Annotated in this window: 22 protein-coding genes; 11 read left to right on the top strand and 11 right to left on the bottom strand. The window is 73.2% G+C overall.

Features of this window, described 5'->3' with window-relative positions:
• Positions 1 to 6 precede the first annotated feature (6 nt).
• Entirely contained in the window at positions 7 to 768 is a 762-nt protein-coding gene (locus AB0B76_RS46800) for a hypothetical protein (protein ID WP_360388815.1), read from the top strand.
• A 213-nt stretch (positions 769 to 981) separates the two neighbouring features.
• On the opposite strand, the gene AB0B76_RS46795 is transcribed toward AB0B76_RS46800, so the two are convergent.
• The 6 genes from AB0B76_RS46795 to AB0B76_RS46770 form a co-directional block, all read right to left on the bottom strand.
• Complete coding sequence (locus AB0B76_RS46795) at positions 982 to 1803, bottom strand: hypothetical protein (protein WP_360388812.1); 822 nt, start codon at positions 1801 to 1803, stop codon at positions 982 to 984.
• A 263-nt stretch (positions 1804 to 2066) separates the two neighbouring features.
• Positions 2067 to 2879: a DNA-formamidopyrimidine glycosylase family protein gene (locus AB0B76_RS46790; RefSeq protein WP_360388809.1), complete on the bottom strand. Its 813-nt coding sequence runs from the start codon at positions 2877 to 2879 to the stop codon at positions 2067 to 2069.
• Between the two features lie 6 nt (positions 2880 to 2885).
• Positions 2886 to 3338 carry a hypothetical protein gene (locus AB0B76_RS46785; protein ID WP_360388806.1) on the bottom strand — a complete coding sequence of 151 codons (453 nt, stop codon included), beginning with the start codon at positions 3336 to 3338 and terminating at the stop codon, positions 2886 to 2888.
• A gap of 12 nt (positions 3339 to 3350) precedes the next feature.
• A complete protein-coding gene (locus AB0B76_RS46780; protein ID WP_360388803.1) occupies positions 3351 to 3815 on the bottom strand; it encodes a GNAT family N-acetyltransferase in 465 nt (154 codons plus the stop codon).
• Entirely contained in the window at positions 3816 to 5003 is a 1188-nt protein-coding gene (locus AB0B76_RS46775; RefSeq protein WP_360388800.1) for a cellulase family glycosylhydrolase, read from the bottom strand. It abuts the gene before it with no gap.
• Between the two features lie 90 nt (positions 5004 to 5093).
• Complete coding sequence (locus tag AB0B76_RS46770; protein ID WP_360388798.1) at positions 5094 to 6026, bottom strand: LLM class F420-dependent oxidoreductase; 933 nt, start codon at positions 6024 to 6026, stop codon at positions 5094 to 5096.
• Here AB0B76_RS46770 and AB0B76_RS46765 point away from each other — a divergent pair.
• Positions 6025 to 6807, top strand: a complete 783-nt coding sequence (locus tag AB0B76_RS46765) for an SAM-dependent chlorinase/fluorinase (protein ID WP_360388795.1) — start codon at positions 6025 to 6027, stop codon at positions 6805 to 6807. The two genes, AB0B76_RS46770 and AB0B76_RS46765, sit on opposite strands and share 2 nt — an antisense overlap.
• A gap of 259 nt (positions 6808 to 7066) precedes the next feature.
• Here the strand turns inward: AB0B76_RS46765 and AB0B76_RS46760 are convergent, their stop codons facing one another.
• From AB0B76_RS46760 to AB0B76_RS46750, 3 genes are all read right to left on the bottom strand, one after another.
• Entirely contained in the window at positions 7067 to 11566 is a 4500-nt protein-coding gene (locus AB0B76_RS46760; protein ID WP_360388793.1) for an ATP-dependent helicase, read from the bottom strand.
• 133 nt (positions 11567 to 11699) lie between these two features.
• Positions 11700 to 12398, bottom strand: coding sequence for a leucine efflux protein LeuE (gene leuE, locus AB0B76_RS46755; protein WP_360388790.1), 699 nt, complete (start codon positions 12396 to 12398; stop codon positions 11700 to 11702).
• The gene (locus AB0B76_RS46750; protein ID WP_360388856.1) at positions 12311 to 13534 is read right to left on the bottom strand and encodes a bifunctional pyridoxamine 5'-phosphate oxidase family protein/GNAT family N-acetyltransferase; all 1224 of its coding nucleotides are present in this window, start codon (positions 13532 to 13534) and stop codon (positions 12311 to 12313) included. The genes leuE and AB0B76_RS46750 overlap by 88 nt, the downstream gene beginning before the upstream one ends.
• A gap of 257 nt (positions 13535 to 13791) precedes the next feature.
• Between AB0B76_RS46750 and AB0B76_RS46745 the strand changes: the two genes are divergently transcribed.
• From AB0B76_RS46745 to AB0B76_RS46735, 3 genes are all read left to right on the top strand, one after another.
• A complete protein-coding gene (locus AB0B76_RS46745) occupies positions 13792 to 14712 on the top strand; it encodes a hypothetical protein (RefSeq protein ID WP_360388787.1) in 921 nt (306 codons plus the stop codon).
• Between the two features lie 495 nt (positions 14713 to 15207).
• Positions 15208 to 16104 (top strand): hypothetical protein, encoded by an 897-nt coding sequence (locus tag AB0B76_RS46740; protein WP_360388784.1) that lies wholly within the window; start codon positions 15208 to 15210, stop codon positions 16102 to 16104.
• 117 nt (positions 16105 to 16221) lie between these two features.
• Entirely contained in the window at positions 16222 to 17364 is a 1143-nt protein-coding gene (locus tag AB0B76_RS46735; RefSeq protein WP_360388782.1) for an acyl-CoA dehydrogenase family protein, read from the top strand.
• Between the two features lie 96 nt (positions 17365 to 17460).
• Here the strand turns inward: AB0B76_RS46735 and dhaL are convergent, their stop codons facing one another.
• Positions 17461 to 18072 carry a dihydroxyacetone kinase subunit DhaL gene (gene dhaL / locus AB0B76_RS46730; RefSeq protein WP_360388779.1) on the bottom strand — a complete coding sequence of 204 codons (612 nt, stop codon included), beginning with the start codon at positions 18070 to 18072 and terminating at the stop codon, positions 17461 to 17463.
• Positions 18069 to 19064 (bottom strand): dihydroxyacetone kinase subunit DhaK, encoded by a 996-nt coding sequence (dhaK, locus tag AB0B76_RS46725; protein ID WP_360388776.1) that lies wholly within the window; start codon positions 19062 to 19064, stop codon positions 18069 to 18071. The genes dhaL and dhaK overlap by 4 nt, the downstream gene beginning before the upstream one ends.
• 18 nt (positions 19065 to 19082) lie before the next feature.
• Here dhaK and dhaM point away from each other — a divergent pair, with 18 nt between their 5' ends.
• The 6 genes from dhaM to AB0B76_RS46695 all read left to right on the top strand — a co-directional run bounded on the left by dhaM (position 19083) and on the right by AB0B76_RS46695 (position 24139).
• Positions 19083 to 19475, top strand: a complete 393-nt coding sequence (gene dhaM / locus AB0B76_RS46720) for a dihydroxyacetone kinase phosphoryl donor subunit DhaM (RefSeq protein WP_360388774.1) — start codon at positions 19083 to 19085, stop codon at positions 19473 to 19475.
• Positions 19459 to 19713 (top strand): HPr family phosphocarrier protein, encoded by a 255-nt coding sequence (locus tag AB0B76_RS46715; protein WP_360388771.1) that lies wholly within the window; start codon positions 19459 to 19461, stop codon positions 19711 to 19713. The genes dhaM and AB0B76_RS46715 overlap by 17 nt, the downstream gene beginning before the upstream one ends.
• Positions 19703 to 20926, top strand: a complete 1224-nt coding sequence (locus tag AB0B76_RS46710) for an MFS transporter (protein ID WP_360388769.1) — start codon at positions 19703 to 19705, stop codon at positions 20924 to 20926. Before AB0B76_RS46715 ends, AB0B76_RS46710 begins: the two co-directional genes overlap by 11 nt.
• Before the next feature lie 24 nt (positions 20927 to 20950).
• Complete coding sequence (locus AB0B76_RS46705; RefSeq protein ID WP_350622017.1) at positions 20951 to 21151, top strand: DUF3046 domain-containing protein; 201 nt, start codon at positions 20951 to 20953, stop codon at positions 21149 to 21151.
• A gap of 155 nt (positions 21152 to 21306) precedes the next feature.
• The gene (gene recA, locus AB0B76_RS46700; RefSeq protein ID WP_360388765.1) at positions 21307 to 22356 is read left to right on the top strand and encodes a recombinase RecA; all 1050 of its coding nucleotides are present in this window, start codon (positions 21307 to 21309) and stop codon (positions 22354 to 22356) included.
• Positions 22357 to 23599: 1243 nt separating this feature from the next.
• On the top strand, positions 23600 to 24139 hold the full coding sequence (locus AB0B76_RS46695) for a regulatory protein RecX (protein WP_360388763.1): 540 nt from the start codon (positions 23600 to 23602) through the stop codon (positions 24137 to 24139).
• The last annotated feature ends 762 nt before the right edge of the window (positions 24140 to 24901 follow it).

The raw sequence follows: 24901 nt of genomic DNA, 5'->3' as shown, positions 1-24901 counted from the left end.
CGGGTCATGGCCAACGATCGGAGCAAGCACCTCAAGCGGCTGCGCAAGCTGCACCGCTCCGCCCGGGGCTGGTCCGTGCGCGCGGGCCTGCTCACCGGGGCGACCGCCATCCTCGTGCCGTACAGCGGCCTGGGCCTGCCCGACGCGTTCTGGGCGGCCGCGGCCGGCGGCTCCATCGCCATCACCTGGTGGCGATGGGTCGACTTCCGGGCCTTCCGGGCGTTACCGGTACCGCCGGAGCCCGATCCGGCGCTCGCCGGCACCCTGGCCCGGGAAAAGCTCGTCGGGATGGTCCAGCGCCTCCCCGCCGGCCGCTCCGCGATCGCCGAGTTCGACCGCCAGCGCGAGTTCTACAAGCTCCGGGGCCTCACGGTCGCCGAGCCGTGGCGCCGCCTCGACCGCGCCGCGACGATGCTCGGCGGCCTCGTGGGCCGGCTCGGACCCGCCGCCGAGGGCGCCGTGCTCGACGCCGCCGTGGCCGAGCGCCAGCTGCGCGACCTCGCCCAGCGCTGCGCCTCGGTCGAGCGCACGATGCGCATCGGCCCGTCCGGCAACGCGTTGCGCCCGGCCCATCGCGTGCTGGCCGAGCAGCTGGAGCACGGCGTCACGGCCTACGAGCAGTTCGTGACCGCGGCCGCCGGGTGCGTCGCGGAGGACAACGCGGCGGTGGGCAGCCTCGCGGACGCGACGGCGTTCCTGCGCGGGGTCGCGGAGGCCCTGGCCGACCTGCGCAACCCGCAGACCACCCCGCGCGCACAAACCGCCTGACCGTCGCCGGCCGAATCGGGCGCGGACCGCGCTGACCCGACACGGCGCGAACTGGATAAGTCGGGCCCCGACACGGCGCGAACTGGATAAGTCGGGCCCCGACACGGCGCGAACCGGATAAGTCCGACACTTCGTATCGGACTTATCCGACTTATACCCTGTCAGGCGATAAATCCGAAAAGTCGTGGCACGGAGTGCCCGACTTTTCGTGGATCACTCCGTCGGCAGCAGGTAACGCCAGCTCGCCCGCACAACGGTGCCGTCCGTCATGCGGTACGACGGCCAGGCCCCCCGCTGGTCCAGGTCGCGGGTCAGCATCCGCACCGCCGCCCGCGCCGCGTCGCCGTCCAGGTCGGTGCGCCGCAGGCCCTCCGAGTCCGGCGACGGCAGCGTGATGCCCGTCGGCCACGGGTTCGCCGTCGCCGTCGGGCTCGGGTCGGGCACGATCGGGGAGCCGGTGCCCGCCTGCCCCTCCAGCGCAGGCACCGCCACGACGCGGACCCGGGTCGCGAGGTACGGCTGCGCGGTCGCGGACACGGTCCTGTGCACGGTGGCGAGGCGGTCGCGGGCGTTGTAGAGCACAGCCGGGTACACGTGATCGGGTTTCAGCTCGTCGAGCCCCTCGGCCGTAAAGGCCAGCGGACCCGTCGGCGTCCACACCGAGACCTTGGTGACGGGCGCGTCGGCGATCGTCGGGGTCGGCGTGGGCTTCTTCTGTGAGACGCTGGCGCGCAGGTCGTCCGCGAGGCCGTTGGCGAGGGTGCGCAGCTGGTCGCGGTCGAGGCGGGAGTGGTAGGTGGCGTCCGCGATCGCGTCGCCGTCGCCGTAGACGACGAGGCGGGGCGGGCGGAGGGCGGCGATCCCGGCCGCGGTCAGGCCGCCGGTGAGCTCCCAGGTCGCGAGCGGCTGGTCCTGGGGCGGGTTGAACGAGTCGGTGGGGGCCGGGCTGGCGCTGGGAGCGCTATCACAGGCAGTCACCGTGGCCGCCGCGAGCAACCCGGCGAGCAGGCCGCGCCGGGTCAGGCCGTGGTCCATCGCGCCCCTCCCCATGAGACGTACGGGCAGCACCCTACCCCGTGGTCGCCGACCCGCCGCGCCCCGGTCACGGGGGTGACAACCGCCGAATGGTCAGTGTGGATACGTTGCGAATAACAGGGCTTCAAATTTGGCTTAGGGCGAGGGGCATTCCGAGGCGCGCTGCGTAGCGTCACGAAGGTGCACATGCCGTACGACAACCAGGGCTTCTGGCTTGTCGACCTCGACGCCGAGGGTGACCTCGTGCTCGTGCGGCCGCGTCGTCACCCGCGCTCGGGCGGGCCGTTCCCGGGCTGGCAGTGCGGGCACCAGTACGTGATGCGGTCATGGTCGCCGCCCGTCCAGCGGCGGATGGTGGTACGGCACCTCCGGCACGGCTGACCGGCGCGCTCGAACACCCAGTTCGTCTCGTCGCGGCGCAGTGAGCCCGTCGTGGACTGGGTCCAGCGGCCGCGGTTGGAGTTCAGCAGCGCGTGGGCCTTCGCGACCAGGGCGGCCGGGTCCGCGACCGCGCCGACCGGCGTCCACGGTGACACGCCGCGCAGGAACAGCGTCTCGGCCTTGTAAAGGTTGCCGATCCCGGCCAGGTTGCGCTGGTCCAGCAGCGCGTCGGCCACCCAGCGCTCGGGCTTGGCGAGCAGCCGGCGCACGGCCTCCTCGCCGTCCCAGTCCTCGCCCATCAGGTCCGGGCCGAGGTGCCCGACGAGCCGCGCCTCCTCGCGGGTTGGCGCCAGGGCGAGCTCGTGCAGGTGAAAGCCGACGGCGACCGCGGCCGGCGTGTGCAGGACCACACGGATCAGGTGCGCGGGCCGCCCGGTCCAGCGCTCGCCCGGCTCGTACGTGCGCCAGGCGCCGTCCATGCGCAGGTGGGAGTGCAGGGTGAGCGGCTCCCGGCCGTCCTTGGTGAGCCGCAATAGCAGGTGCTTGCCCCGGCACGCGGACTCGGCGACGGTCCAGCCGGACAGGTCGGCCGCGGCGAGCTGCGGCACCCGGAAGTCGCTGCGCGTGATGGTCTGGCCGGTGATCGCCGCGCCGAGCACGCGCGCGGTGTTCCAGACGGTGTCGCCCTCGGGCACGTCCGCTCAGCCGCCGGCCGGGGCCACGGAGTAGCGCTGCAGGTGCCCGCGGGCCTCGAGCGCGGCGACCACCGAGTCGGCGTCCGAGCGCGACTCGAGCCGGGCCACCTCGTACCGCTCGCCGTCGTCGCCCTCGCGCAGCACGGCCCACAGCCCGCTCTCGACCCGGGCACGCACCTTGCGGGCGTCCTTCTCGGCCTGCCGGATCTGGTCGGCCGCCTGCTCCTCGGCCAGGCGCAGGATGCTCTCGACGCGCGGCCCGAGCGCGGCGAACGACGGGAGGCCGTCCTCGCTCTCCTCGGCGGCCGGCGGCCCGCTCGCGGCGACCATGATGAGCCCGACGACGGTCGCGGCCACCCCGGTCCACAGGGCGGTGCTCTGGGCCCGGGACGCGGCGAGCTGCGACCCGGCGAAGAGACCTACGCCGAGCCCGATCAGCAGTAACGCCCAACGCCTCATGACGTGTAGAGGCTAACCGATCCGCTCGAACTGCATGATCCCGTCACCCGCCAGCGTCGATGTGCGGCCGGTGGGGCGGTACCCGGCCTTCTCGTACAGCCGCCGCGCCCGCGCGTTGCCCGTCCGCGTCCACAGGGTCGTGCGCGCCCATCCGGCCCCGTGCAGCGCGTCGAGCACGAGGCCGCCGACGCCCCGGCCCCAGCGCGCGGGCGCGACGAAGACCATGGAGACGTGGCCGTACCCCGGGATCGGCGCCCCCGCACCGTCGTCCGCCCGGCCCGGCTCGGCCAGGCCCATCGCCACCGCCTCGTCCCCGTCGACGGCCACGACGACGAGCGCGTCCGCGTCGCGCAGCTTCTGCCGCACCCGCTCGATCCGCGCGGGCGCGGGCGCGTGGCCGCGGGCCTCGTTGGCGGCCCGCCACACCGCGAGCGCGGCGTCGAGGTCGTCCGGCCCGGCCGCTCGTACCAAGGTCACCTAGCCAGTGAGCACCTGGCGGCCCATCGGCGTCAACCGCTGGCAGCGCGCGGGCGCGGGCCACGTGACGCTGCGCAGCTCGTCGGCGTACGACATCCAGTAGTGCCCGCTGCCGTCGTGGTCGAAGTACGCATGCGACTCGTAGGCCACCCGGTGCGCCGGGTCCCGGATCCACGCGACCGGGTGCATCTCGCCCCACGAGGGCGGCCCCATGGGTACGTACCCGCTGACGAGGATCGCCCGCTGGTCCCCGGTCGCGCGGATGGCGTCGACCGCCTCCTGCGCCGCACGCTGCCAGATCAGCGCGCCCGCGCGCCCGTCGGCGGCCAGCCGCGTCGGCTCGTTGAGCAGTCCGAGCCCGATCACCGACGGGTCGTCGGCCGCGGCGCTCAGCCGCCGCCAGAAGTCCGCCAGCGCCGTCGTCGGCAGCGCGAACTCGCCCAGCCGCAGCATCCGCGGCGGGCCGGCGGTGCCGCCCCCGAGCGCGTAGTCGCCGTAGTTGTGCAGGTCGATGATGACCGCGAGCCCGGCCGCGCGGGCGTGGCGCAGCGCGTCGCGCACCCGCGCGAGCTCGGCCTCGTCCAGCGGGCCGAACGGCCGCGGCTGGAGCCGCTCCCAGTTGACCGCCAGCCGCACCAGGCGCACGCCGCGGCCGGCCAGGAACCCGTAGCTCGACGGCGTCTCGTACGTGTAGTCCCACCCGTAGCGGCCCGGGTTCGTGGTGCCGAAGCCGCCGTTGCTGTCCGAGGTGGCGAACGAGCCCGCGGCCAGGTTCACGCCGCGCAGATATCCGGGTGTACTGCCGTGCCGCTCGACGACGCGCGCCTGCGGCCCGGGCACGTCGACCCGCGAGCCCTGCGCGACCGGGCGGTACACCGCCATCGGGTAGTTCGCCGGCCAGGTGCCCGCCGCCCAGGCCGTGACCGGGAGCCCGACCGCGTCGGCCGCCTCGTACCACGCCTCGGCGACCCGGCTCCACTGCTCCGTGTCCCGGTCGCCGGGCCACCCGATCTCGCCGATGAACCCGGTCGCGTGGTTGCGCCGCAGCCACGCCGAGAAGTTGGCGAGCCCGGCCACGGCGCGGGCCTGCACGTCGTCGTCCACGCACAGCACCCTGGTGAATCTGGGCTCCTGCAGCGGTACCGCGAGAGCCGCCACCATCAGCAGGAGCACGCCACCGAGCGCCATGCCCTGTTGCAACTTCCTCAGCGGACTGCCCGGCGGCGGGGTCTGGCGCGGCACCGCCGGGCACTGCCCGCATTTCCGGCGATGTACCGCCTACGCCAGCAGCGGCGCCACCTCGGCCGCGATCAGCTCCAGGTGCTCGAGGTCGCGCAGGTCCATCAGCTGCAGGAACGCGCGGGAGGCGCCGGCCTTCACGAAGCCGTGGATCTGCTCGGCGATGTGTTCGGGCGTGCCGTACAGCTGACCGGGCTGCGGGCCGGCGGGGTCCAGCCCGACCGCCTCCGCGCGCCGGCGGACCGCGGCCTCGTCCGCACCGCACACGATCGTCTGGGCGAAGGAGAACACGATCGGCGCCCGCCCGTCGCGGCCCTCGGCCTCGATCGCCTCGACCACCCGCCGGTACTGCGCGTCGGTGTCATCCAGCGAGGAGAACGGCACGTTGAACTCGTCGGCGTAGCGCGCCGCGAGCCGCGGCGTGCGCTTCGGCCCCTTCCCGCCGATGATCACCGGCGGCCCTCCGGGCTGCGCCGGCTTGGGCAGCGCCGGCGATTCGACGACGTCGTAGTAGCGCCCTTCGAAGCTGTACGTGCTCCCCGCCGGCGTCGCCCAGAACCCCTTGATGATCTCCAGCTGCTCGGTGAGCCGATCGAAGCGTTCGGCCACCGGCGGGAACGGGATCCCGTACGCGCTGTGCTCCCGCTCGTACCACCCCGTGCCGAGCCCCAGCTCGACCCGCCCGCCACTCATCGCGTCGACCTGCGCGACCGCGATCGCGAGCGGCCCCGGAAGCCGGAACGTCGCCGACGTCACGAGCGTGCCGAGCCGGATCGTCGAGGTCTCCCGCGCGAGCGCGCCGAGCGTCACCCACGAGTCGGTCGGCCCCGGCATCCCGTCGCCGGCCATGGTTAGGTAGTGGTCGGACCGGAAGAACGCCTCGAACCCGAGCTCCTCAGCCCGCCGCGCGATGGCGAGCTGGTCCTCGTACGTAGCCCCCAGTTGAGGCTCGGTGAACACGCAAAGCCGCATGGACCCGGACACTATCGCGATGATCTCCTTCACGACGGACTACGGCCTGTCCGACGGCTTTGTGGCGTCCTGCCACGGCGTTCTGGCCGTCCGGGCCCCGCAGGCCCGAATCCTGGACATCACCCACCTGATCCCACCGGGCGACGTCCGCCGCGGCGCCGCGATCCTGGCCCAGACCGTCCCGTCGCTACCGCGCGCCGTCCACCTCGCCGTGGTCGACCCCGGCGTGGGCACCGAGCGCCGCCCGATCGCATTGGCAACGCCGGGCGGCTACCTGGTGGGCCCGGACAACGGCCTCCTGCTCCCGGCGGCCGAGGCCCTGGGCGGCGTGACGACGGCGGTACACCTGACGAACCGCGCATGGTTCGCCGACGAGGTCTCGGCGACCTTCCACGGCCGCGACATCTTCGCCCCGGTGGCCGCCCACCTCGTCGCGGGCGCCACGCTGCGAGACGCCGGCGAGGAGATCACCGACCCGGTGAAACTCCCGCCGTTGTACGTCGAGCAGGCCCCCGGCCGCCTGGTGTCCGACGTCCAGACGGTGGACCACTTCGGCAACGTGCAACTGGCCGCCCCGGCCGGGGCCCTGGCCCAGCTCCCGGCGTCGGTCGAGGTCAACGGGAGCCCGGCCCGGAAGACCACAACCTTCGGCGGCGCGGAGCCGAACACCCTGCTGGTCTTCGCGGACTCGGCGGGTTTCGTGGCAGTGGCAGTGAACGGCGGCAACGCGGCAACGCGCTTGTCAGCCACCCCAGGTTCCCGGTTGACAATCACCTACTGACCCGGACGGCCGGACAAGCGCCGCAGGCGCCATGCTCCGGACCCCGACGACAGGCGTCCACGGCCCGCGCCCACCGAATGATGACCACCACGGACCCGGCCGCCCTTCGCGCCGACCCGTCCAGCACGCCTCGGCAATCCCGCGCCGCGACCTCGCACTTCCATCGCGCACAGCACCTTCCGGCAGCGCCGCGCACCGCCCGCGCCGTGCCGTGCCGTGCGACCGTCGCGCTGCGCTGGACTGCGCGGCGCGGGCGTGTTCAGCCGCGTAGCCGCAAGCCCCTCGGCGTGCTCCGGAACCCGGCGCTCGCCAACGCATCCCGCAACGGCGACTGCAGGATCGACTCGCCGTCCGCGCGTTCGACGGACATCGCGCCCAGCGCGCCCCCGTGCACCGCGTCCGCCAACGCCTTCGCGGCCAGGGCGAGCAGCTCCGGGTCGTCGGCGTAGGACAGGAGGGTGCGGCCGCCGCGCTCGACGTACAGGATCAGGTCGCCGCCCACGGTCACGATCAGCGAGCCGGCCTTGCGACCCGCCCGGTGGCCGGACCGCTCGCCGTCCCCGGCGTCGACGACGCGCTCGGGCCAGGGCAGGGCCGCGCCGTACGGGTTGGCCGGGTCCGTCGCGGCCAGCACGAGCGCGTCGCGGTGCTCGCTGCCGCCGCGCAGGCGGTCGACCGCCCCCGGCAGCGCGAACTGGGCGGCGCCGAGCCCCTCGACGAAGTACCCGCGCCGGGCCGCGCCCCGCTCCTCCATCGCCGCGAGCACCGGGTAGACCCCGGCGAACGCGCCCGGCAGGTCCTCGGCCATGACGGCCCCGCGGGTCACGACCCCGTGCCGGTCGAGGAGCAGCTCGGCGTTGGCGGTGGCGCGCCGGGTCGGGTCGAGGTCGCGCTCGGGCAGCCGGTACCACCGGCCCGCGGCCGTCGGCGGCCCGGTGCGGGCCACGGCGAGCGAGGCGCGCCCGAGCGACAGCGAGCCCGCCCGCCGGTACCGCGACTTCGGTGTCGAGGGCCGCGACCGGTGGGCCCCGCCGCCGCCGAGCTTCGCGCGCAGCGGCGCGATGGTGTCGTTGGAGAGGTGGCCGGCCCAGACGAGGTCCCAGATGGCGGAGATGAGCTCATCCTCGGGCGCGTGGATGGTCTCGGCGAGCCCGCGGAAGAACAGCGCCTGCCCGCTGGCGAGGGCCTCCAGGATCGCCTCGTGCAGCGGCCCGCCCACCTCCGACGGCGGCGGCAGGAGCAGCGGCGCGGCGTCGGCGAAGGCGAGGCTGACCCAGCCGTCGTGCTCGCCGATGCCCCCGGTGCCGGCCCACACCAGGTCGCCGGAGGCGGTGAGCTCGTCGAGATACGCCTGGCTGTAGCCGGCGACCCGTGCCGGCAGGATGAGCCGCTCCAGCGCCGAGGCGGGCATCGCCACCCCCTGCAGCTGCTCGATCGCCGACGCGACCGCCTCCACGCCGCGGGCCCGGGAGGCCCCGATGTGGTGCCACTGCGGCAGGAAGCGGGCCAGCACGCGGGGCGGCACCGGTTCGATCTCGCGGCGCAGCGCGGCCAGCGAACGGCGGCGCAGCAGGCGCAGGATCTCGGCGTCGCACCACTCGGTGCCGGCCCCCTCGGGCGAGAACTCGCCGGAGACGGCCGAGGGCAGCCGGCGCAGCGCCTGCTCGACGACGAACACGCCGAGCCCGAACCGCGCCGCGCACGCCATGGCGGTGAACGGCGCGTGGGTGCGCGCGTAGCGGCTCACCAGATCGCCGAGCGGGTCGGCGACCGGCTCGAGATAGGCCGTGGGCAGGCCGACCGGCAGCGCCACGCCCAGGGCGTCACGGTACCGACCGGCGTCCTCGACCGTGATCCAGCGCGCCTCTCCGGCGACCCGCACCTCGATCGCGCGCCGCCGCTCGGCCAGCTCCCGCGCCCAGGCCGGGTCGGCGCCGCGGGCCGCGAGCGCCTCGTCGCCGAGGTCGCCCAGCACCCGCAGCATCTCGGCGACGTCCTCGGCGTCGCGCGGGGTGCGCTGCTCGCCTAGCCACTGCAGGCTCGCCTCGGTCTCGGCGACCACCGCCGGGTCGAGCAGCTCCCGCAGCTCCACCCGCCCGAGCAGCTCCGCGAGCAGGGTCGGGTCGAGTGCGAGGGCGGCGGCGCGGCGCTCGGCCAGCGGCGCGTCGCCCTCGTAGAGGAACGCCCCGACGTACCCGAACAGCAGCGACCGCGCGAACGGGGAGGGCCGCTCGGTCTCCACCTCGACCAGCCGCAGCTTGCGCCCGGCGACGTCGCGCATCACCCCGACGAGCCCGGCGACGTCGAACACGTCCTGCAGGCACTCCCGGGCGGCCTCGAGGGTGATCGGGAAGTCGGCGTAGTCGCGGGCCACGTCGAGCAGCTGGGCGGAGCGCTGCCGTTGCTGCCACAGCGGCTGCCGGCGGCGCGGGTCGCGGCGCGGCAGCAGCAGGGCCCGGGCCGCGCACTCGCGGAACCGGGCGGCGAACATCGCCGACGTGCCGACCGTCTCCTCGACGATCCCGGCGATCTCGTCGGGGTCGAAGGCGACCAGGTCGGCGCCGGGCGGCTCCTCGGCCACGTCGGGCAGCCGGACCACGATGCCGTCGTCGCTGGGCATGACCTGGGCATCCACGCCGTACCGCTCCTGCAGCCGCCGCCCGATGGCCAGCGCCCACGGGGCGTTGACGCGCGCGCCGAGCACGCAGTGCACGGTCATCCGCCAGTCGCCGAGCTCGTCGCGGAACCGCTCGACCAGCACGGTGCGGTCGTCGGGCAGGTGCCGGGTCGCCTCCCGCTGCTCGCGCAGGTAGGCCAGCAGGTTGTCGGCCGCCCAGTCGTCGAGCCCGCCGGCCCGCAGGTGGGCCCGGGCCGCCTCGTCGCCGGACTTGACGAACCCGCGCAGCCGCGCCCCGATGGCCCGCCCCAGCTCCACCGGCCGCCCCGGCGAGTCGCCCTTCCAGAACGGCATCTTCGCCGCGGCGCCGGGCGCGGGGGAGACCAGCACCCGGTCGGGGGTGATGTCCTCGATCCGCCACGACGTGGAGCCGAGCAGGAACACGTCGCCGACCCGCGACTCGTAGACCATCTCCTCGTCGAGCTCGCCGACCCGGGCCGCCTTCTCGGCGCCGGCCAGGAAGACCCCGAACATGCCCCGGTCGGGGATGGTGCCGCCGCTGGTGACGGCGAGCCGCTGGGCCCCGGGCCGGCCGGAGAGCATCCCCTCGGTGCGGTCCCAGACCACGCGCGGCCGCAGCTCGGCGAAGGCGGTCGACGGGTAGCGCCCGGCCAGCATGTCCAGCACCGCATACAGCGCTGAGTCGGGCAGGTCGGCGTAGACGGCGGCCCGGCGCACCAGCGCGGCCAGCCCGTCGACCGGCCACGGCTCCATCGAGACCATCGCGACGATCTGCTGGGCCAGCACGTCGAGCGGGTTGCGGGGGTAGCGCAGCTCCTCGATGCCGCCCTGCACCATGCGCTCGGCCACGACCGCGCACGAGACCAGGTCGCCGCGGTGCTTGGGGAAGACGACGCCGCGGGAGACGGCCCCGACCTGGTGCCCGGCCCGGCCGACCCGCTGCAGCCCGGCGGCGACGCTCGGCGGCGCCTCGATCTGCACCACCAGGTCGACGGCGCCCATATCGATGCCGAGCTCCAGGCTGGAGGTGGCCACGACGGCCGGCAACTGCCCGGACTTGAGCGCCTCCTCGATGTGCTTGCGCTCCTCGCGCGAGACGCTGCCGTGGTGGGCGCGGGCCACGATCGGTGGCGCGCCCCCGGCCATGCCGGCCTGGGCCATCATCTGGGCCGGGAGGTTGACCGGCTCGGGCTGCGGCACGCCCGCGCGCGCCCCGGCCAGCTCGTTGATCCGCGCGCAGAGCCGCTCGGCGCCGCGCCGTGAGTTGGTGAACACGATCGTCGACCGGTGTTGCTGGATCAGGTCGAGCACCCGCTCCTCGACCGCCGGCCAGATGGACGCCTGCCGCGGCGCCCCGTCGTCGTCCTCGCCGGGCGTGGTCTCGCCCAGTGCCGTCATGTCCTCCACCGGCACCTGTACCTCGACCTCGATGGTCTTGGCACTGGGCGGCTGGACGATCTCGACCGGCGCCGCCCCGCCCAGGAACCGCGCGGTCTCGTCGATGGGCCGCACTGTCGCCGAGAGCCCGATGCGCTGGGCCGGCTGCTCCAGCAGGGCGTCGAGCCGCTCCAGCGACAGCGCCAGGTGCGCCCCGCGCTTGGTGGCGCAGACCGCGTGGACCTCGTCGATGATCACGGTCTCGACCCCTCGCAGCGACTCCCGCGCCTGCGAGGTGAGCAGCAGGAACAGCGACTCGGGGGTGGTGATCAGGATGTCGGGCGGGGTGCGGGTGAAGGCGCGGCGCTCGTCGGCGGGCGTGTCGCCGGTGCGCATCCCCACCCGGATGTCGGGCGGCTCCTGCCCGAGCCGGGCGGCGGCCTGCCGGATGCCGGCCAGCGGCGCCCGCAGGTTGCGCTCGACGTCGACTGCGAGGGCCTTGAGCGGGCTGATGTAGAGCACCCGGCACCGGCGGGCCGGCTCGGCGGGCGGCTTCGCGGCCAGCTGGTCGAGGGACCACAGGAAGGCGGCCAGGGTCTTGCCGGAGCCGGTCGGCGCGACCACCAGCGCGTGCCGGCCGGCGCTGATCGCCCGCCAGGCACCCGCCTGCGCCTTGGTCGGCTCCGCGAACGCCGCGCGGAACCACTCGCGGGTCGCCGCTCCGAAACCATCCAGCTCCTTCATGCCCCCAATCCTGCACCGGGGGTACGACACTTTTCTGAAGCGGCGGCGATTTGCCCGAATTAGAACGTTTGGCTACTGTGTTGCACACCGAAGAGGTCCCCTGCCCGGCCAGGCGGGGGACCCCGATGCGGCCTCAGGAGAGGCTCGACGTCGCCAGCTTCACGCCGAAGGCCAGGAACGCGCCCCCGACCAGCGTGGTCAGCCCCTGGGCGAGCCGGCGCCGGGCCCGGAACCGGTCGGCCAGGTACTGCCCACCGAAGATCAGCGCGGTCAGGTACAACGCGCTCAGCACCTCCACCACTGTGCCGAGCGCCAGAAAGCTCACGGCCGGGTGCGGGTACGCCGGGTCCACGAACTGGATGAAGAACGAAACGAAGAACAGGATCGCCTTCGGGTTGAACAGGCTGATCACCAGTGCCCGGCGGAACGGCCGGTCGGCGGGCGCGGCCGGCGGCGGGGCGTCCTCGGCGCGCCGGCGCCGCAGCGTGCTCACCACCAGCCGGACGCCGACGAAGGCCAGATAGCCGGCGCCGAGGTACTTCACGATCCCGAACAGCCACGGGTTGGCGTGCAGCAGCGACGCGACGCCGCCTGCCGACAGCGTCATGAGCAGCGCGTCGCCGAGCCACACGCCCGCGGCGCCCCGGTAGCCGTCGCGCACCCCGCGCCGGGCGGCCACCGACAGCACGTACAGCGAGTTCGGCCCCGGCAGCAGCACAATCGCCAGCGTGCCGAGGACGTACGTCAAGGGGTTGGTGATGCCGAGCACGCCACGCCTCCAGTGCCACCGTTCTCCAGCGCCGCGCCCAGCCGCTCCCGCGCGGCGGGCCATTCGTCGGCGATCATGGAGTACAGCACGGTATCGCGCTGGCTGCCATCGGCCCGCCGGCGGTGACTGCGCATGATGCCCTCACGCTGCGCGCCGAGCCGCTCGATCGCCCGCTGGGACCGCTCGTTGCGCACGTCGGTGTGCCACTCCACCCGCAGCGCGCCGAGCGTGTCGAATGCGTGCCGCAGCATGAGCAGCTTCGACTCGGTGTTGACCGCGGTGCGCCACCAGGGCCGGCCGACCATGGTGTGCCCGATGGCCAGGCCGCGCTGCACCGGACTGACCGCGTAGTACGAGGTGCTCCCGACGACCCGCCCGGTCGCGGCCTCGCGCTGCACGAACGGCACGCGCTCGGGGTCGGCCAGGGCCGCGGCCACGATCGCGGCCATCTCGCGCGCGGACGCGGGCCGCGGACTCGTCAGATGCGCCCAGACCTCGGCGTCGTCGAGCGCCGCGAAGAGCTCGGGCGCGTGCGCGTGGTCCAGGGGCTCCAGCACGATGTGACGGCCCCGCAGCGCGACCGGGCGCCGCCACGTCTCACGCTCCGGACGCAGATAAGCCGGCAGCGGTACCTCCTGAGCCTCCGCGGGCACCGGCAGCCCCCGGGTGAGCACCAGCGGTACAACTCCCGCCCAATGCGGCAACGTCAAGTCTTCGGGGTCGTCGCTCGGCGCGCCCGCGCGGACCTTGGCCGAGGCCTCGGTGAGGGGCAGCGCGAGCAGTGCGGTCTGCGCGGACTCCCGGCGGCTCGGGCGCCGGGAGTCGGCGTCGCGGCCCGGCGCCACCTTCTCGACCAGCGCGGCGAACGCCCGGGTGCGCTCGTCCTCGTCGGTGACGGGGCGCGCGGTGCCGTGCACGATCACCGAGCGGTAGTTGGCGCTGTGGTTGAACTGCGAGCGGGCCAGTACCAGCCCGTCGATGATCGTCACCGCGACGCACACGGGCAGGCCGTCCTCGCGCGCCGCGAGCATCGGGCGGCTGCCGGTCGATCCGTGCAGGTACAGGGTGTCGCCCACGCGCGCGTGCAGCGTCGGCAGGACCCGCGGCTCGCCCCCGGCGACGTAGCTGACGTGGCAGACATAGGCCTCGTCGAGTACCGAGTGCACCAGGGCGGCGTCGTAGGAGGCCCGTTCGGGCATGCGCCGCGGCGTGGTGCGTGCCGTCTGCTGATAAGTCTCCACGATGCTCCTTTTGTACTAGTACAAAACTCCGAATGTGGCAGTACAATATCAGCCGACCCCTGACCTGCCACAACCCAAAAATGTCAGACCCCCTCACTAATGTCCCCACCGTCCGGGACACCGCTCGCAAAACGGGGGCGAGCGGTGTCCGCACCAGCAACGACCGATCAACTGTTGAAGGGGAGTAGTCGACCGCTCATTCAGGGAGGAAGAGCATGCGCATCGACCACCTCGCGCTGTGGCTGCCACCGGCTCCGCTCGTCGCCGTGTCCGTGCCGCCCTCGTCCACGCTGGCCGCGCGCACCGTGTGCTCGCTGGAGGTCGCCGGCCGCGCACCGGCGGCCGACCCCGTCGAGCGGCGGCGCTCCGGCGGCCGGGTCGCCGGGGTCGTGCTGGCGATGCTCGTGGCGCTCGTGCTGGCCGGGTGCGGAGGCGGCGGCGACCGGGGCGGCTCCACGTCGGCGGCGGCATCGACCGACCCGGCCGGGAAGGATGCGCTGGTGGTGGCGGTGAAGGCGCTGCAGGGGGCGGCCTACGGCTACACGATGAAGATCGACGACGGCACCGTCACCGGCGTCGTGGACCCGGCCGGGAAGCGCCAGGCCCGCCTCGACTCGGTGGCGTCCGGGGTGAGGTTCTCGCTCGAGGGGATCGTGCTCGGGGGCGGCGAGCGGTATTTCCGCACGAGCATCCCGGCGGCGGGGGTGAGCGCGAAGAAGTCGTACCGGTTCGACCGGACCAAGGTGGCGCACACGGAGATCATCGGCCTGTTCGAGACCGACGACCCGACCAGCAGCCAGGACTTCGTGGCCCGGGTCGGGCCGGCCCGGCTCGAGGACGGCGGCCGGATCACAGGCGCCTACGACCTCACGCGCGGCGGCGATCTCGGGCTCGCCGACCAGGCGGGGCTCACGGCGCTCGGCGAGCGCGCGAAGGCGGCACCGTTCACGGTGGCGCTCGACGCCCAGGGGCGGCTGGCCTCGGTGCGGGTGACGGTCCCGGCCTATGCGGGCACCGCCGAGCGCACGCTGACCGTCGACTACCGCGACCAGGGCAAGCCGGCGCAGGTCACGGTCCCGAAGCCGGCGGAGGTGGCGCCTGCGAACGCCGCTGTGTACAACCTGTTGAACAACTGAACTTTCGCTTTCGCGGCGCGCCCGGGCCGGACGAGGGCCGGTACGCTCCGGCGCGTGACCAGGACGCCCGCCCCGCCGACGCGCCCCAGCGACGCACTGTGTCTTGCGGCCGCCCCGACGCGGGCCGCCGACGAGCCTCGCGCGCGTGTCCGGGCCGCCGCTCCGGGCGCCGCCGCGAGTCAGGTGAGGTCCGGCGTCGGCGCGGCTGCGGTGGCGGCCGCCGGCGAGCCTCGCGCGCGTGTCCGGGCCTCCGCTCCGGGCGCCGCCGCGAGTCAGGTGGGGGCTGGCGTCGGCGCGGCTCCGGTGACGACTGCCTTTCGCGCGGCAGTGGCGACGACCGGCGTCCGCGCGGTGGCGTGGCGCGGCTGGACCCGCACGCAAGCTAGGGCTACGGCTCCGGGCGCTGCTGCACGTCAGGCGGGGGCCGGCGTTGGCGCGGCTCCGGCGGTGGCCGCCGTTCGAGTGGCTCCCGTGACGACCACCGTCCGCGCGGGTGTGGCGACGACCGGCGTCCGCGCGGTGGCGTGGCGCGGCTGGACCCGCACGCAAGCCAGGGCTACGACTCTGGGCGCGGCGGCGGTGACGGCCGGTGTTCGAGCGGCTCCGGTGGTGACCGCCGTCCGTGCGGGTGTGGCGACCAGCGGTGTTCGGGTGGCGTTTGCGAGACGGGTTGTCGCGTTGGTCGGGGCCGCGCTGGTCGTGCTCGGCGTGGCCGGGTGTACGCACACGGCGGCCCCGCCCGCGCCCGCTGTCAGTGTCAAACCCTCGCCCAGTGGGCTGGCGGCCGGGGTCTGGCACCTCGGGTTCAGTAGTTACCGGTTCAAGGTCGTTGCCAAGGAGGGCAGTTACACCGGCGGGATCGATCCGCTCGCGGATCTGCTCGACGCCTCGGTGGCGGTCAGCTCCGACGGGGCCTCGCTCAAGATTGACACCGTTGAGGTGCGCGGGAGTGCGTACACGCGGCTCACGGGTCTGCCGTTGCCCGGCTTCGACGGGCAGGCCTGGTACAGGATCGATTCTTCCCGGGTCACGCGGCCGGGGGCGCTTGGGCTCAGTGCCACCAAGGACCCTACCGGGGTGCAGGCGCTGATCGCAGCCACGCACGATGTCCGGCGCGACGGGCGGAAGTACACGGGGACCGTCGACATGACCCGGGTCGTCGCTTGGGGGCCGGTGAACGTCGGGCAGGTCATGCAGCTCGGGGACGCGGCCCGGGCGGTGCCGTTCGAGGCGAGCGTCGATGAGCAGGAGCGGCTCGTCTCGGTGAAGGTGAGCATTCCGGACAACCCGGTGGAGGCGACGTACTCGGACTTCGGGACCGCCGTCAGCGTCGCCGAGCCGAAGGACGCCCAGCCGCTTCCCGACCATCTGTACGGGATGCTCGGGCTCTGACCGGCCGAGCCCGCGGGACAGCGGCGCGGAGTCGTGGGCGGCAGGGACAGCGGACGGTGGTGTGGAGGGCAAGAAGGCGCTAGGCGAGACCGTGTCTCGCGTCGCACACTGGCGCGCATGGAGCAGCACCTGTACGAGGCCGAGCATCAGGCGTTCCGGGACCTCTGCCGGGAGTTTCTCGCGCGCGAGGCCGTGCCGCACAACGACGAGTGGGACAAGGCCGGCATCGTCGACCGGGAGATCTGGCGCAAGGCCGGCGGCGCGGGGCTGCTCGGGATGGACGTCGACGAGGAGTACGGCGGCGGCGGGCAGCGGGACTTCCGGTTCAACGCGGTGCTCGTCGAGGAGATCATCGCGGCCGGCGCTTCCGGGCTCGGGTTCGGGCTGCACAACGACGTCGTCGCGCCGTACCTGACCGAGCTGACCACCGAGGAGCAGAAGAAGCGGTGGCTGCCGGGCTTCTGCTCCGGCGACATCGTCACCGCCATCGCGATGAGTGAGCCCGGCGCGGGCAGTGATCTGGCCGGGATTCGTACCAACGCGGTGCGCGACGGCGACTCGTGGGTGCTCAACGGGCAGAAGACGTTCATCACCAACGGCGAGATGGCCGACCTGGTCGTGGTCGTGGCCAAGACCGACTCGTCCAAGGGCGCGCACGGCATCAGCCTGTTCGCGGTGGAGACCGGCACGCCCGGGTTCACGCGCGGGCGGCGGCTGGAGAAGGTCGGGCTCAAGGCGAACGACACGGCCGAGCTGTTCTTCGACGACTGCCGCATTCCGGCCGACCACCTGATCGGCCAGGAGAACGCCGGCTTCTACCACCTGATGGCGAACCTGCCCCGGGAGCGGCTCGGCATCGCGGTGGCGGCGGTCGCGGCGGCGGAGTCGATTCTCGCGATGACGCTGGAGTACGTCCGCAGCCGGGAGGCCTTCGGGCGCCCCATCGGCAAGTTCCAGCACAACCGGTTCCTGCTGGCCGAGCTCGACACCGAGGTGACGATCGCGCGGACCTTCATCAACCACTGCATCCAGGAGCACAACGCGGAGCGGCTCACCGTCGCCGACGCGGCCAAGGCGAAGTGGTGGACGACGGAGCTGCAGAACAAGGTGGCGGACCGGTGCGTGCAGCTGCACGGCGGGTACGGCTTCATGATGGAGTACCCGGTCGCCAAGGCGTGGCTCAACAGCCGGGTCCAGACCATCTACGGCGGCACCACCGAGATCATGAAGGAGATCATCGGCCGTTCGCTCGGCCTGTGACGGGAGCCGGGGCCGGCGGCCGGTTCGAGACCGTCGGCACTGGCGAAGGTCTTGAGGGGGTGTGGGTGGAGCGGAGCTCCCCCACGGGACGGGCAATCAGCGGCCTGTGACGTTCGCGAGGGCTTCCATGATGAGCGCGGTCGACGTGGCGCCCGGGTCGGGGTGGCCGGCGCTGCGCTCGCCCAGGTAGGAGGCTCGGCCTTTGCGGGCTACCAGCGGTACCGTCGCAGCGGCTCCTGCTTTTGCCGCTTCAGCGGCGGCCCGGGCCGCGACGGACTCGCCGGACGCGGCCGCCCCCGCGTAGGCCGCCACGGCCGGGGCCAGCGCGTCGACCATGGTCTTGTCGCCGACCTCCGCCCGGCCCAGCTGCCGCACGCCGTCCAGCGCCGCCTGGAGACCCTCGGCGAACGAGCCGCCCTGGCGCAGCGTCTTGCCCAGCGCCCGGAACACCGTGCCGTAGAGCGGGCCCGACGCGCCGCCCACCTTCGACAGCAGCGTGGTGCCGGTCTTGCCGAGCACGTCGCCGGCCGAGGTGGGCTCGAGGCCGCCCAGCGCGGCGGTCACGGCGTCGAAGCCGCGGCGCAGGTTGACGCCGTGGTCGCCGTCGCCGATCGCGGCGTCGAGGTCGGTGAGGTGCTCCGCCTCCGCGCGCACGGACTCGGCGACGGCGGCGATCCAGTCCCGGGCCAGGGCCTCGTCCACGCTCACGCCCCCCAGCGCAGCGCGGGCGTGCGCACGGGCGCGTCCCACAGGCGCAGCAGCTCGTCGTCGGCGCGGCACACGGTCAGCGAGAGGCCGGCCATGTCGAGGCTTGTCACGTAGTTGCCGACCAGGGTGCGCGCGACGTTCGCCCCGGCCTCGTCGAGCCGGCGGCGGATCTCGCCGAACATGAGGTACAACTCCATCAGGGGCGTGCCCCCGAGCCCGTTCACGAGCAGGATGAGGGGCTCGGACCCGACCGGTTTCGCGGTGAGCACCGCGTCGACGATGAGCGCGGCGAGCTCCCGGGCCGGGCGCATGGGCGCACGGCTGCGGCCGGGCTCGCCGTGGATGCCGACCCCCACCTCGATCTCGTCCGCGCCGAGCTCGAATCCCGGTTTTCCAGACGCCGGAGTTGTACCCGCTGAGAGCGCGACGGCGAACGACGCCGACCGCTCGTTCACGGCCCGTCCGACCGCGGCGACGGCTTCGAGGGCGGCCCCCTCCTCGGCGAGCGCCCCGGCGATCTTCTCCACCAGCAGGGTGGCCCCGGTGCCACGGCGGCCCGCGGTCCAGGTCGAGTCCTCGACCGCCACGTCGTCGTCGACGAGCACGGTCTCGACCCGCAGCCCCTCCTCGTCGGCGAGCTCGGCGGCCATCTGGAAGTTCATCACGTCACCGGTGTAGTTCTTCACCACGTGTACCACGCCGGCGCCGGCGTCGGCGGCCTTCGTGGCGGCCAGGATCTGGTCCGGGACGGGGGAGGTGAACACCTCGCCCGGGATGGCGGCGTCGAGCATCCCGGGGCCGACGAAGCCCGCGTGCAGCGGCTCGTGGCCGGAGCCGCCGCCGGAGACCAGGCCCACCTTGCCCGGCCGCGGGCCGTCCGCGCGCGCGACGTACTGCTCCTCGAGGTCCACCCGCAGCTCGGGATGGGCGGCGGCGAGCCCGGCGAGCGTCTCCCGGACGACGTCGGCCGGGTCGTTGATGAACTTTTTCATGCACATAGCATGCCTGGTATGGCGCAACTGGTGGGGATCGTGTTGGTGTCGCACAGCGAGCGTCTGGCCCACGGCCTGCGGGACATGCTCGTCCAGGTCGCGGGCGAAGAGGTGCCGATCGAGGCCGCCGGCGGTACCGACGACGGGGGGCTCGGCACCAGCTACGACCGGATCCTCGTGGCGATCGACCGGGCCGACCGCGGCGCCGGCGTGATCGTGCTCACCGACCTGGGCAGTGCGGTGCTCACCGCGCGTACCGTCCTGGAGGACCGGGTCGCCAACGACGCCGTGCTCGTCGACGCGCCGTTCGTCGAGGGCGCGGTCGCGGCGGCGGTGCTCGCCGGCACCGGGGCCAGCCTCGACGTGGTCACCCAGTCGGCGGTGGAGGCACGTGATGTCCGCAAGCTCTGAGCGCTCGGTGGTGCTGCCCGAGGACCTGCACGCCCGGCCGGCCGGGGCGCTGGTGCGGGTGGCGGCGCGATTTCGCAGTACCGTCGAGGTGGTCTTCGGCGAGAAGATCGCGAACGCCCGCAGCGTGCTGGCGGTGATGGCGCTCAACGCGACGGCCGGCTCCACGGTGCTCGTGCGGGCCGACGGCGAGGACGCGTACGAGGCCGCCGAGGCGATAGTCTCGGCGCTTGATCACTGAGACTGCGACCGCCGTCGACGTCACCGCCCTCCAGCGGCGGACTCTCGGCCTGCTGTCCGCAACCCAGATCATCGGCGGGCTCGGCGTGGCCAGCGGCGTGTCGGTCGGCGCGCTGCTCGCCTCCTCGCTGGCCGGGCCGTGGGCGGCGGGGCTCACCGGCAGCTGCGCGGTCGTGGGCGGGGCCGTGCTCGCGATCCCGGCGACCCGCCTGATGCGCACCGGCGGGCGGCGGCCGGGGCTGGTCTTCGCCTACCTCGTCGGGGCCCTCGGCGCGCTGCTGGTCGTCGTGTCGGTCTTCATTTCGTCGGTACCGTTGCTGTTCCTCGGCACCCTGCTGTTCGGCGGGTCCAGCGCGGGGAACCTCCAGTCCCGCTACGCCGCCGTCGACCTCGCCGCGCCCGACCGGCGGGCCCGTCACCTGTCCGTCGTCGTCTGGGCCGCGGCGGTCGGGGCGGTCGCCGGGCCGAACCTCGCGCCGCTGACCGACCGGCTGCTGGGGCGCTGGGGCGTGCCGGAGTACGGCGGGCCGTACCTCTTCAGCGTGCTCGCCTTCGCACTGGCCGCGACCGTGCTGTTCGTGGCCCTGCGCCCCGACCCGCTGCTCACCGCCGGCGGCGCGCGCCCGGGGGCGAAGGCCGTCTGGCGCGAGGCCGCCCGCACCGTCCGCGACAGCGCCGGCGCCCGGACCGGGGTCGCCGCCGTCGCGGTCGGGCACGTGGTCATGGTCGGCGTGATGTCGATGACACCGGTGCACATCGGGGGGTACGTCCACGACCACGGCGACCTGCTGCGCGTCGTCGGCCTCGTGATCAGCATCCACATCACCGGGATGTACGCGCTCGCGCCCGTCGCCGGCCTGCTCACCGACCGCCTCGGGCGCCGTCCGGTGATCGTCGGCGGGATCGGGGTGCTGGTGCTGGCCTGCGTGTTCGCCGGCACCGCGGGCTCGGACACGGTCCGGCTCTCGATCGGGCTCGCCCTGCTCGGGATCGGCTGGAGTGGCACGATGGTGGCCGGGTCCACGCTGCTGTCCGAGTCGGTGCCGGTGGAGCAGCGCGCCGGCGTGCAGGGGCTCTCCGACGTGATCATGGGGGTCGCGGGGGCCTCGGCGGGCGCACTGTCCGGCGTGGTCGTTGACTTCTTCGGGTACCCCGTGCTGACGCTCCTGGCCGGGGTGACCGTCATTCCGTTGCTCGCCCGAGTACTCCGTTAGGTCAGGCCCAAGTAGTTTGACACCGTGCGTCTGACAGATTTTTGGCAGCGGCTCGAGGAGGTCTTCGGGCCTGCATACGCTCGCAGCATCGCTCACGACCAGGTGTTGTCGCAGCTCGGCGGCCTGACCATCGAGGAGGCGCTCGCGGGCCGCTTCGATACCGCCGAAGTGTGGCGCGCAGTAGTTGCCGCATATCCGGAGCGTGTTCCCGCACGTCTGAGGTGATGTTTTTCGGCGTGTCGGCGTGCTGATCGTACAGATGTACGGGTACTCTTCTCGCTCGTTGGGCGTCGCTCGAATTTTTTGTCATACCCGGCGCTTAACGTGTCAGCGTGACCAAGCGAACGCCGACGAAGACCGCGAATCCAGGGGTGACGGACATGGCAGTGCAACCTGACCGGGAGAAGGCGCTGGGGCTGGCCCTCTCGCAGATCGACAAGCAGTTCGGCAAGGGCTCCGTGATGCGGCTCGGCGAGCGCGTCGTCGCGCCCATGTCCGTGATCCCGACCGGGTCCATCGCCCTCGACGTGGCGCTCGGCATCGGCGGTCTTCCCCGCGGCCGGGTGATCGAGGTCTTCGGGCCGGAGTCCAGCGGCAAGACCACGGTCGCGCTGCACGCGATCGCCAACGCCCAGGCCCAGGGTGGCATCGCGGCGTTCATCGACGCCGAGCACGCCCTCGACCCCGACTACGCCAAGTCCCTCGGCGTGGACACCGACGCGCTGCTGGTCTCCCAGCCCGACACCGGCGAGCAGGCCCTCGAGATCGTCGACATGCTGATCCGCTCCGGCGCCCTCGACGTCATCGTCATCGACTCCGTCGCCGCCCTCGTGCCGCGCGCCGAGATCGAGGGCGAGATGGGCGACAGCCACGTCGGCCTCCAGGCCCGCCTCATGAGCCAGGCCCTGCGCAAGATCACTGGTGCCCTCAACAACTCCGGCACCACGGCGATCTTCATCAACCAGCTGCGCGAGAAGATCGGCGTCATGTTCGGCAGCCCGGAGACCACGACCGGTGGCCGCGCGCTGAAGTTCTACGCCTCGGTCCGCCTCGACATCCGGCGCATCGAGAGCCTCAAGGACGGCACCGACGTCGTGGGCAACCGCACGCGCGTCAAGGTGGTCAAGAACAAGGTCGCCTCGCCGTTCAAGCAGGCCGAGTTCGACATCATGTACGGCAAGGGCATCTCCCGCGAGGGCTCGCTCATCGACGTGGGCGTCGAGCAGGCGATCATTCGCAAGTCGGGCGCCTGGTACACGTACGACGGCGACCAGCTCGGCCAGGGCAAGGAGAACTCGCGCAAGTTCCTGCGCGAGAACCCCGACGTCGCCGCCGAGATCGAAAAGAAGATCAAGGAGAAGCTGGGCGTCGGCGTCAACCAGTCCGCGGACGCGGCTGGCGGCCCGGAGGCGGCCCCGGTCGACTTCTGACCGGGCGCGCCTTCGTGGCGTTTGGTTGGCGACGCCTTGAGAGCTCGCGCGTTGGTGGCGCCTCTGGTGGCGCGCTTTGCCGGCTTTTCGCCGGCTGCGGCGCCGTTTGTGGCGCATCGCTTGAGACCCCCGGTGCCGGCCCCTGGCGGGCCAAGCCGCTCGGGACGGCACCGGGTCTCTTGTCCTGGAGGTACTGATGTCCGGCGAGGAGAACCCTTGGCTCGCGGCCGAGGGCTCGGAGCCGCCCGACACTCCCCGCCGCCGCACGCCGCGGACCGACCCCGGCGGCGACAACCCTTGGACCGCGTCTTCTTCTTCGGCATCTGCCGCCGACGAGGTGGCGCGGCCGGCGTGGGAGTCCTCGCCCGGGAATCCGTGGGCTGCGGGATCTTCGCCTTCGGGGGTCACCGCTGACGAGGCGGCGCGCAACCCGTGGGTGACGTCTTCTTCTTCGGCGCCTGCTGCCGACGAGGTGGCGCGGCCGGCGTGGGAGTCCTCGCCCGGGAATCCGTGGGCGGCGGCCGACGATCCCGTGTCCTCGGCTTCGCCGCGCCCTGTGTGGGAGCCGGGGCTGGACAATCCGTGGTCCGATCCCGGGTCGGCGCCGCCGAGCCTTCCCTCTTCGTCAGCTTCTCCCGCGGGCCGCTCTTCCGCCGGGCCTGACTCGGCCCGCTCGGGCTCATCTCGCTCGGATCGGGCTTCCTCGTCCCCTGCGGACTCTGCTTCGGCTTCTCGCCCTCGTCGGGCCTTCTCGTCTTCCTCGTCTTCCGGCGACGCGGAGTCCTCCTCGGCCTCGGCTTCTCGCACCGATCGGGCGCTCTCCGCCGACCTCGTGGATCCTGATTCGACTGCTCGTCCCCGTCGGGCCTTCTCGTCTTCCTCATCTTCCGATGGCGGCTCGGGGTCTTCCGCGGCCTCGGCTCCTCGCGCCCGCCGGGCCTCCTCCTCTTCGGGCCGTGCGGACTCTTCGGGCTCGGCTGCTGCTACCGGTCGGGGCTTCTCCTCCTCGGCCGGCCGCGCGTCCTCCTCGGCCGGCCGCGCGGACTCCTCGGCGTTGGACCATGACGTTCCCGAGTCGGGGCGGAGGCGTCCGCCGAAGTCGTTGTCGTGGAGCGATGACTCTCTGCGTGCCGCTCCCGCTTCGGACATTTCCGAAATTCCTGATTCGACGGCCGAAGACGGCGGCGATCGTGGGCGGCGTGGGCGGTCCAAGCGGGATCGGGACGCACCGCCGCCCAAGCCGGTGGACGCGCGGGAGGCGGCTCGGGAGATCTGTCTGCGGCAGCTGGCCGTTCGGCCACGGACCCGGACCGAGCTCGCGACCGCGATGCGCAAGCGCGGCGTCGAGGACGAGATCGCCGCGGAGATTCTCGATCGGTACGACGAGGTCGGCATCATCGACGACGCCGCGTTCGCTCGGGCCTGGGTGAGCAGTCGCCATCACGGTAAGGGGCTCTCGCGGCGGGCACTGGCCGGCGAGCTGCGGCGCAAGGGCGTCTCCGTGGACGAGATGGGGGAGGCGCTGGAGGAGCTGACCCCGGACCTGGAGGAGGAGACGGCCAAGGCACTGGTCGTACGCCGCCTTCGCATCGAGACCCGCGCCACCCCCGAGGCCGTCTTCCGGCGGCTGGTCGGGATGCTGGGCCGCAAGGGGTACCCGCCGGGCCTCGCGATTCGCCTCGTGAAGGACGCCATGGCCGAACGCGCGGACGCGGCCGAGTTCGCGGACTCCATCGACGCCGACGCCCTGGCCGACGCCGCGATCGACCCCGACGCCCAGTAGCCGCGGCGCGGATTGCCGGGCGCCCGTCGCCTCGTGGCCCGCCCTGCGCTCGCTACGCATCCTGCGCTCGTCGCCCGTCTTGTGCTCGTGGCCCGTCTTGCGCTCGTCGCCCGTCCTGTGCTCGTGGCCCGTCCTGTGCTCGTCGCCCGTCCTGTGCTCGTCGCCCGTCCTGTGCTCGTCGCCCGTCTTGTGCTCGTGGCCCGTCCTGTGCTCGTCGCGCGTCTTGTGCTCGTCGGCCCCGTCGCGCCGTCTGCATTCATCGGCCGTTCATCGGATGTCTTGCCCGCGATCGTTGCTCGCGCGCGGTGATGGGCGGGATCTCTACCGACTCGTATTCCGGGTTGAGCCGTCTCCAGGGTGTGTCGGATCTGCGCGTCGTGATGGCGGGTGGATGGCTCGCGCGTGGTGCTTGCAGGCATATGGCGTTGTGGCGGGTTCCGTTCCACGTCGGGGCGTACTTGCCGTGTTCAGGGGCGCGCTCGGGGTGACGGGTGTCGATGGTGATGTTGGTGGCGCACACTGTCTGTGGTGGAATGGTTGCGCAGATCGGAGCGGGGACTGTGCGCTCTGGTGTCGTACCGTGACGCGCTGTGGAAGTTTTTGACACCTGGGCGACCGACATGCCGGAAAGATCCGTACAAAAGTTGCCCCTGGGGCGTTTCGGCTGGCGGGGGTACTTGACGGACTTACGTCCCGTATGGTGCCCGATCATGAGTCCTTGACCGAAGCGGCCTTCACGACCTAGCCTCGGCGTTACTAGAT

This window comes from Dactylosporangium sp. NPDC049140, from assembly GCF_040648435.1.
This window is presented reverse-complemented; position numbering and strand designations above follow the sequence as displayed.

Excerpts from the sequence above, each read along its gene's own strand:
- dhaK (WP_360388776.1), bottom strand. The coding sequence starts at position 19,064 with ATGAAAAAGTTCATCAACGACCCGGCCGACGTCGTCCGGGAGACGCTC.
- AB0B76_RS46735 (WP_360388782.1), top strand. The coding sequence starts at position 16,222 with ATGGAGCAGCACCTGTACGAGGCCGAGCATCAGGCGTTCCGGGACCTC.
- AB0B76_RS46775 (WP_360388800.1), bottom strand. The coding sequence starts at position 5,003 with ATGGCGCTCGGTGGCGTGCTCCTGCTGATGGTGGCGGCTCTCGCGGTA.
- AB0B76_RS46795 (WP_360388812.1), bottom strand. The coding sequence starts at position 1,803 with ATGGACCACGGCCTGACCCGGCGCGGCCTGCTCGCCGGGTTGCTCGCG.
- AB0B76_RS46750 (WP_360388856.1), bottom strand. The coding sequence starts at position 13,534 with ATGCCCGAACGGGCCTCCTACGACGCCGCCCTGGTGCACTCGGTACTC.
- leuE (WP_360388790.1), bottom strand. The coding sequence starts at position 12,398 with ATGGCCCGCCGCGCGGGAGCGGCTGGGCGCGGCGCTGGAGAACGGTGG.
- AB0B76_RS46760 (WP_360388793.1), bottom strand. The coding sequence starts at position 11,566 with ATGAAGGAGCTGGATGGTTTCGGAGCGGCGACCCGCGAGTGGTTCCGC.
- AB0B76_RS46765 (WP_360388795.1), top strand. The coding sequence starts at position 6,025 with ATGGACCCGGACACTATCGCGATGATCTCCTTCACGACGGACTACGGC.
- AB0B76_RS46785 (WP_360388806.1), bottom strand. The coding sequence starts at position 3,338 with ATGAGGCGTTGGGCGTTACTGCTGATCGGGCTCGGCGTAGGTCTCTTC.
- AB0B76_RS46745 (WP_360388787.1), top strand. The coding sequence starts at position 13,792 with ATGCGCATCGACCACCTCGCGCTGTGGCTGCCACCGGCTCCGCTCGTC.
- AB0B76_RS46715 (WP_360388771.1), top strand. The coding sequence starts at position 19,459 with ATGTCCGCAAGCTCTGAGCGCTCGGTGGTGCTGCCCGAGGACCTGCAC.
- AB0B76_RS46770 (WP_360388798.1), bottom strand. The coding sequence starts at position 6,026 with ATGCGGCTTTGCGTGTTCACCGAGCCTCAACTGGGGGCTACGTACGAG.
- recA (WP_360388765.1), top strand. The coding sequence starts at position 21,307 with ATGGCAGTGCAACCTGACCGGGAGAAGGCGCTGGGGCTGGCCCTCTCG.
- AB0B76_RS46800 (WP_360388815.1), top strand. The coding sequence starts at position 7 with ATGGCCAACGATCGGAGCAAGCACCTCAAGCGGCTGCGCAAGCTGCAC.
- dhaM (WP_360388774.1), top strand. The coding sequence starts at position 19,083 with ATGGCGCAACTGGTGGGGATCGTGTTGGTGTCGCACAGCGAGCGTCTG.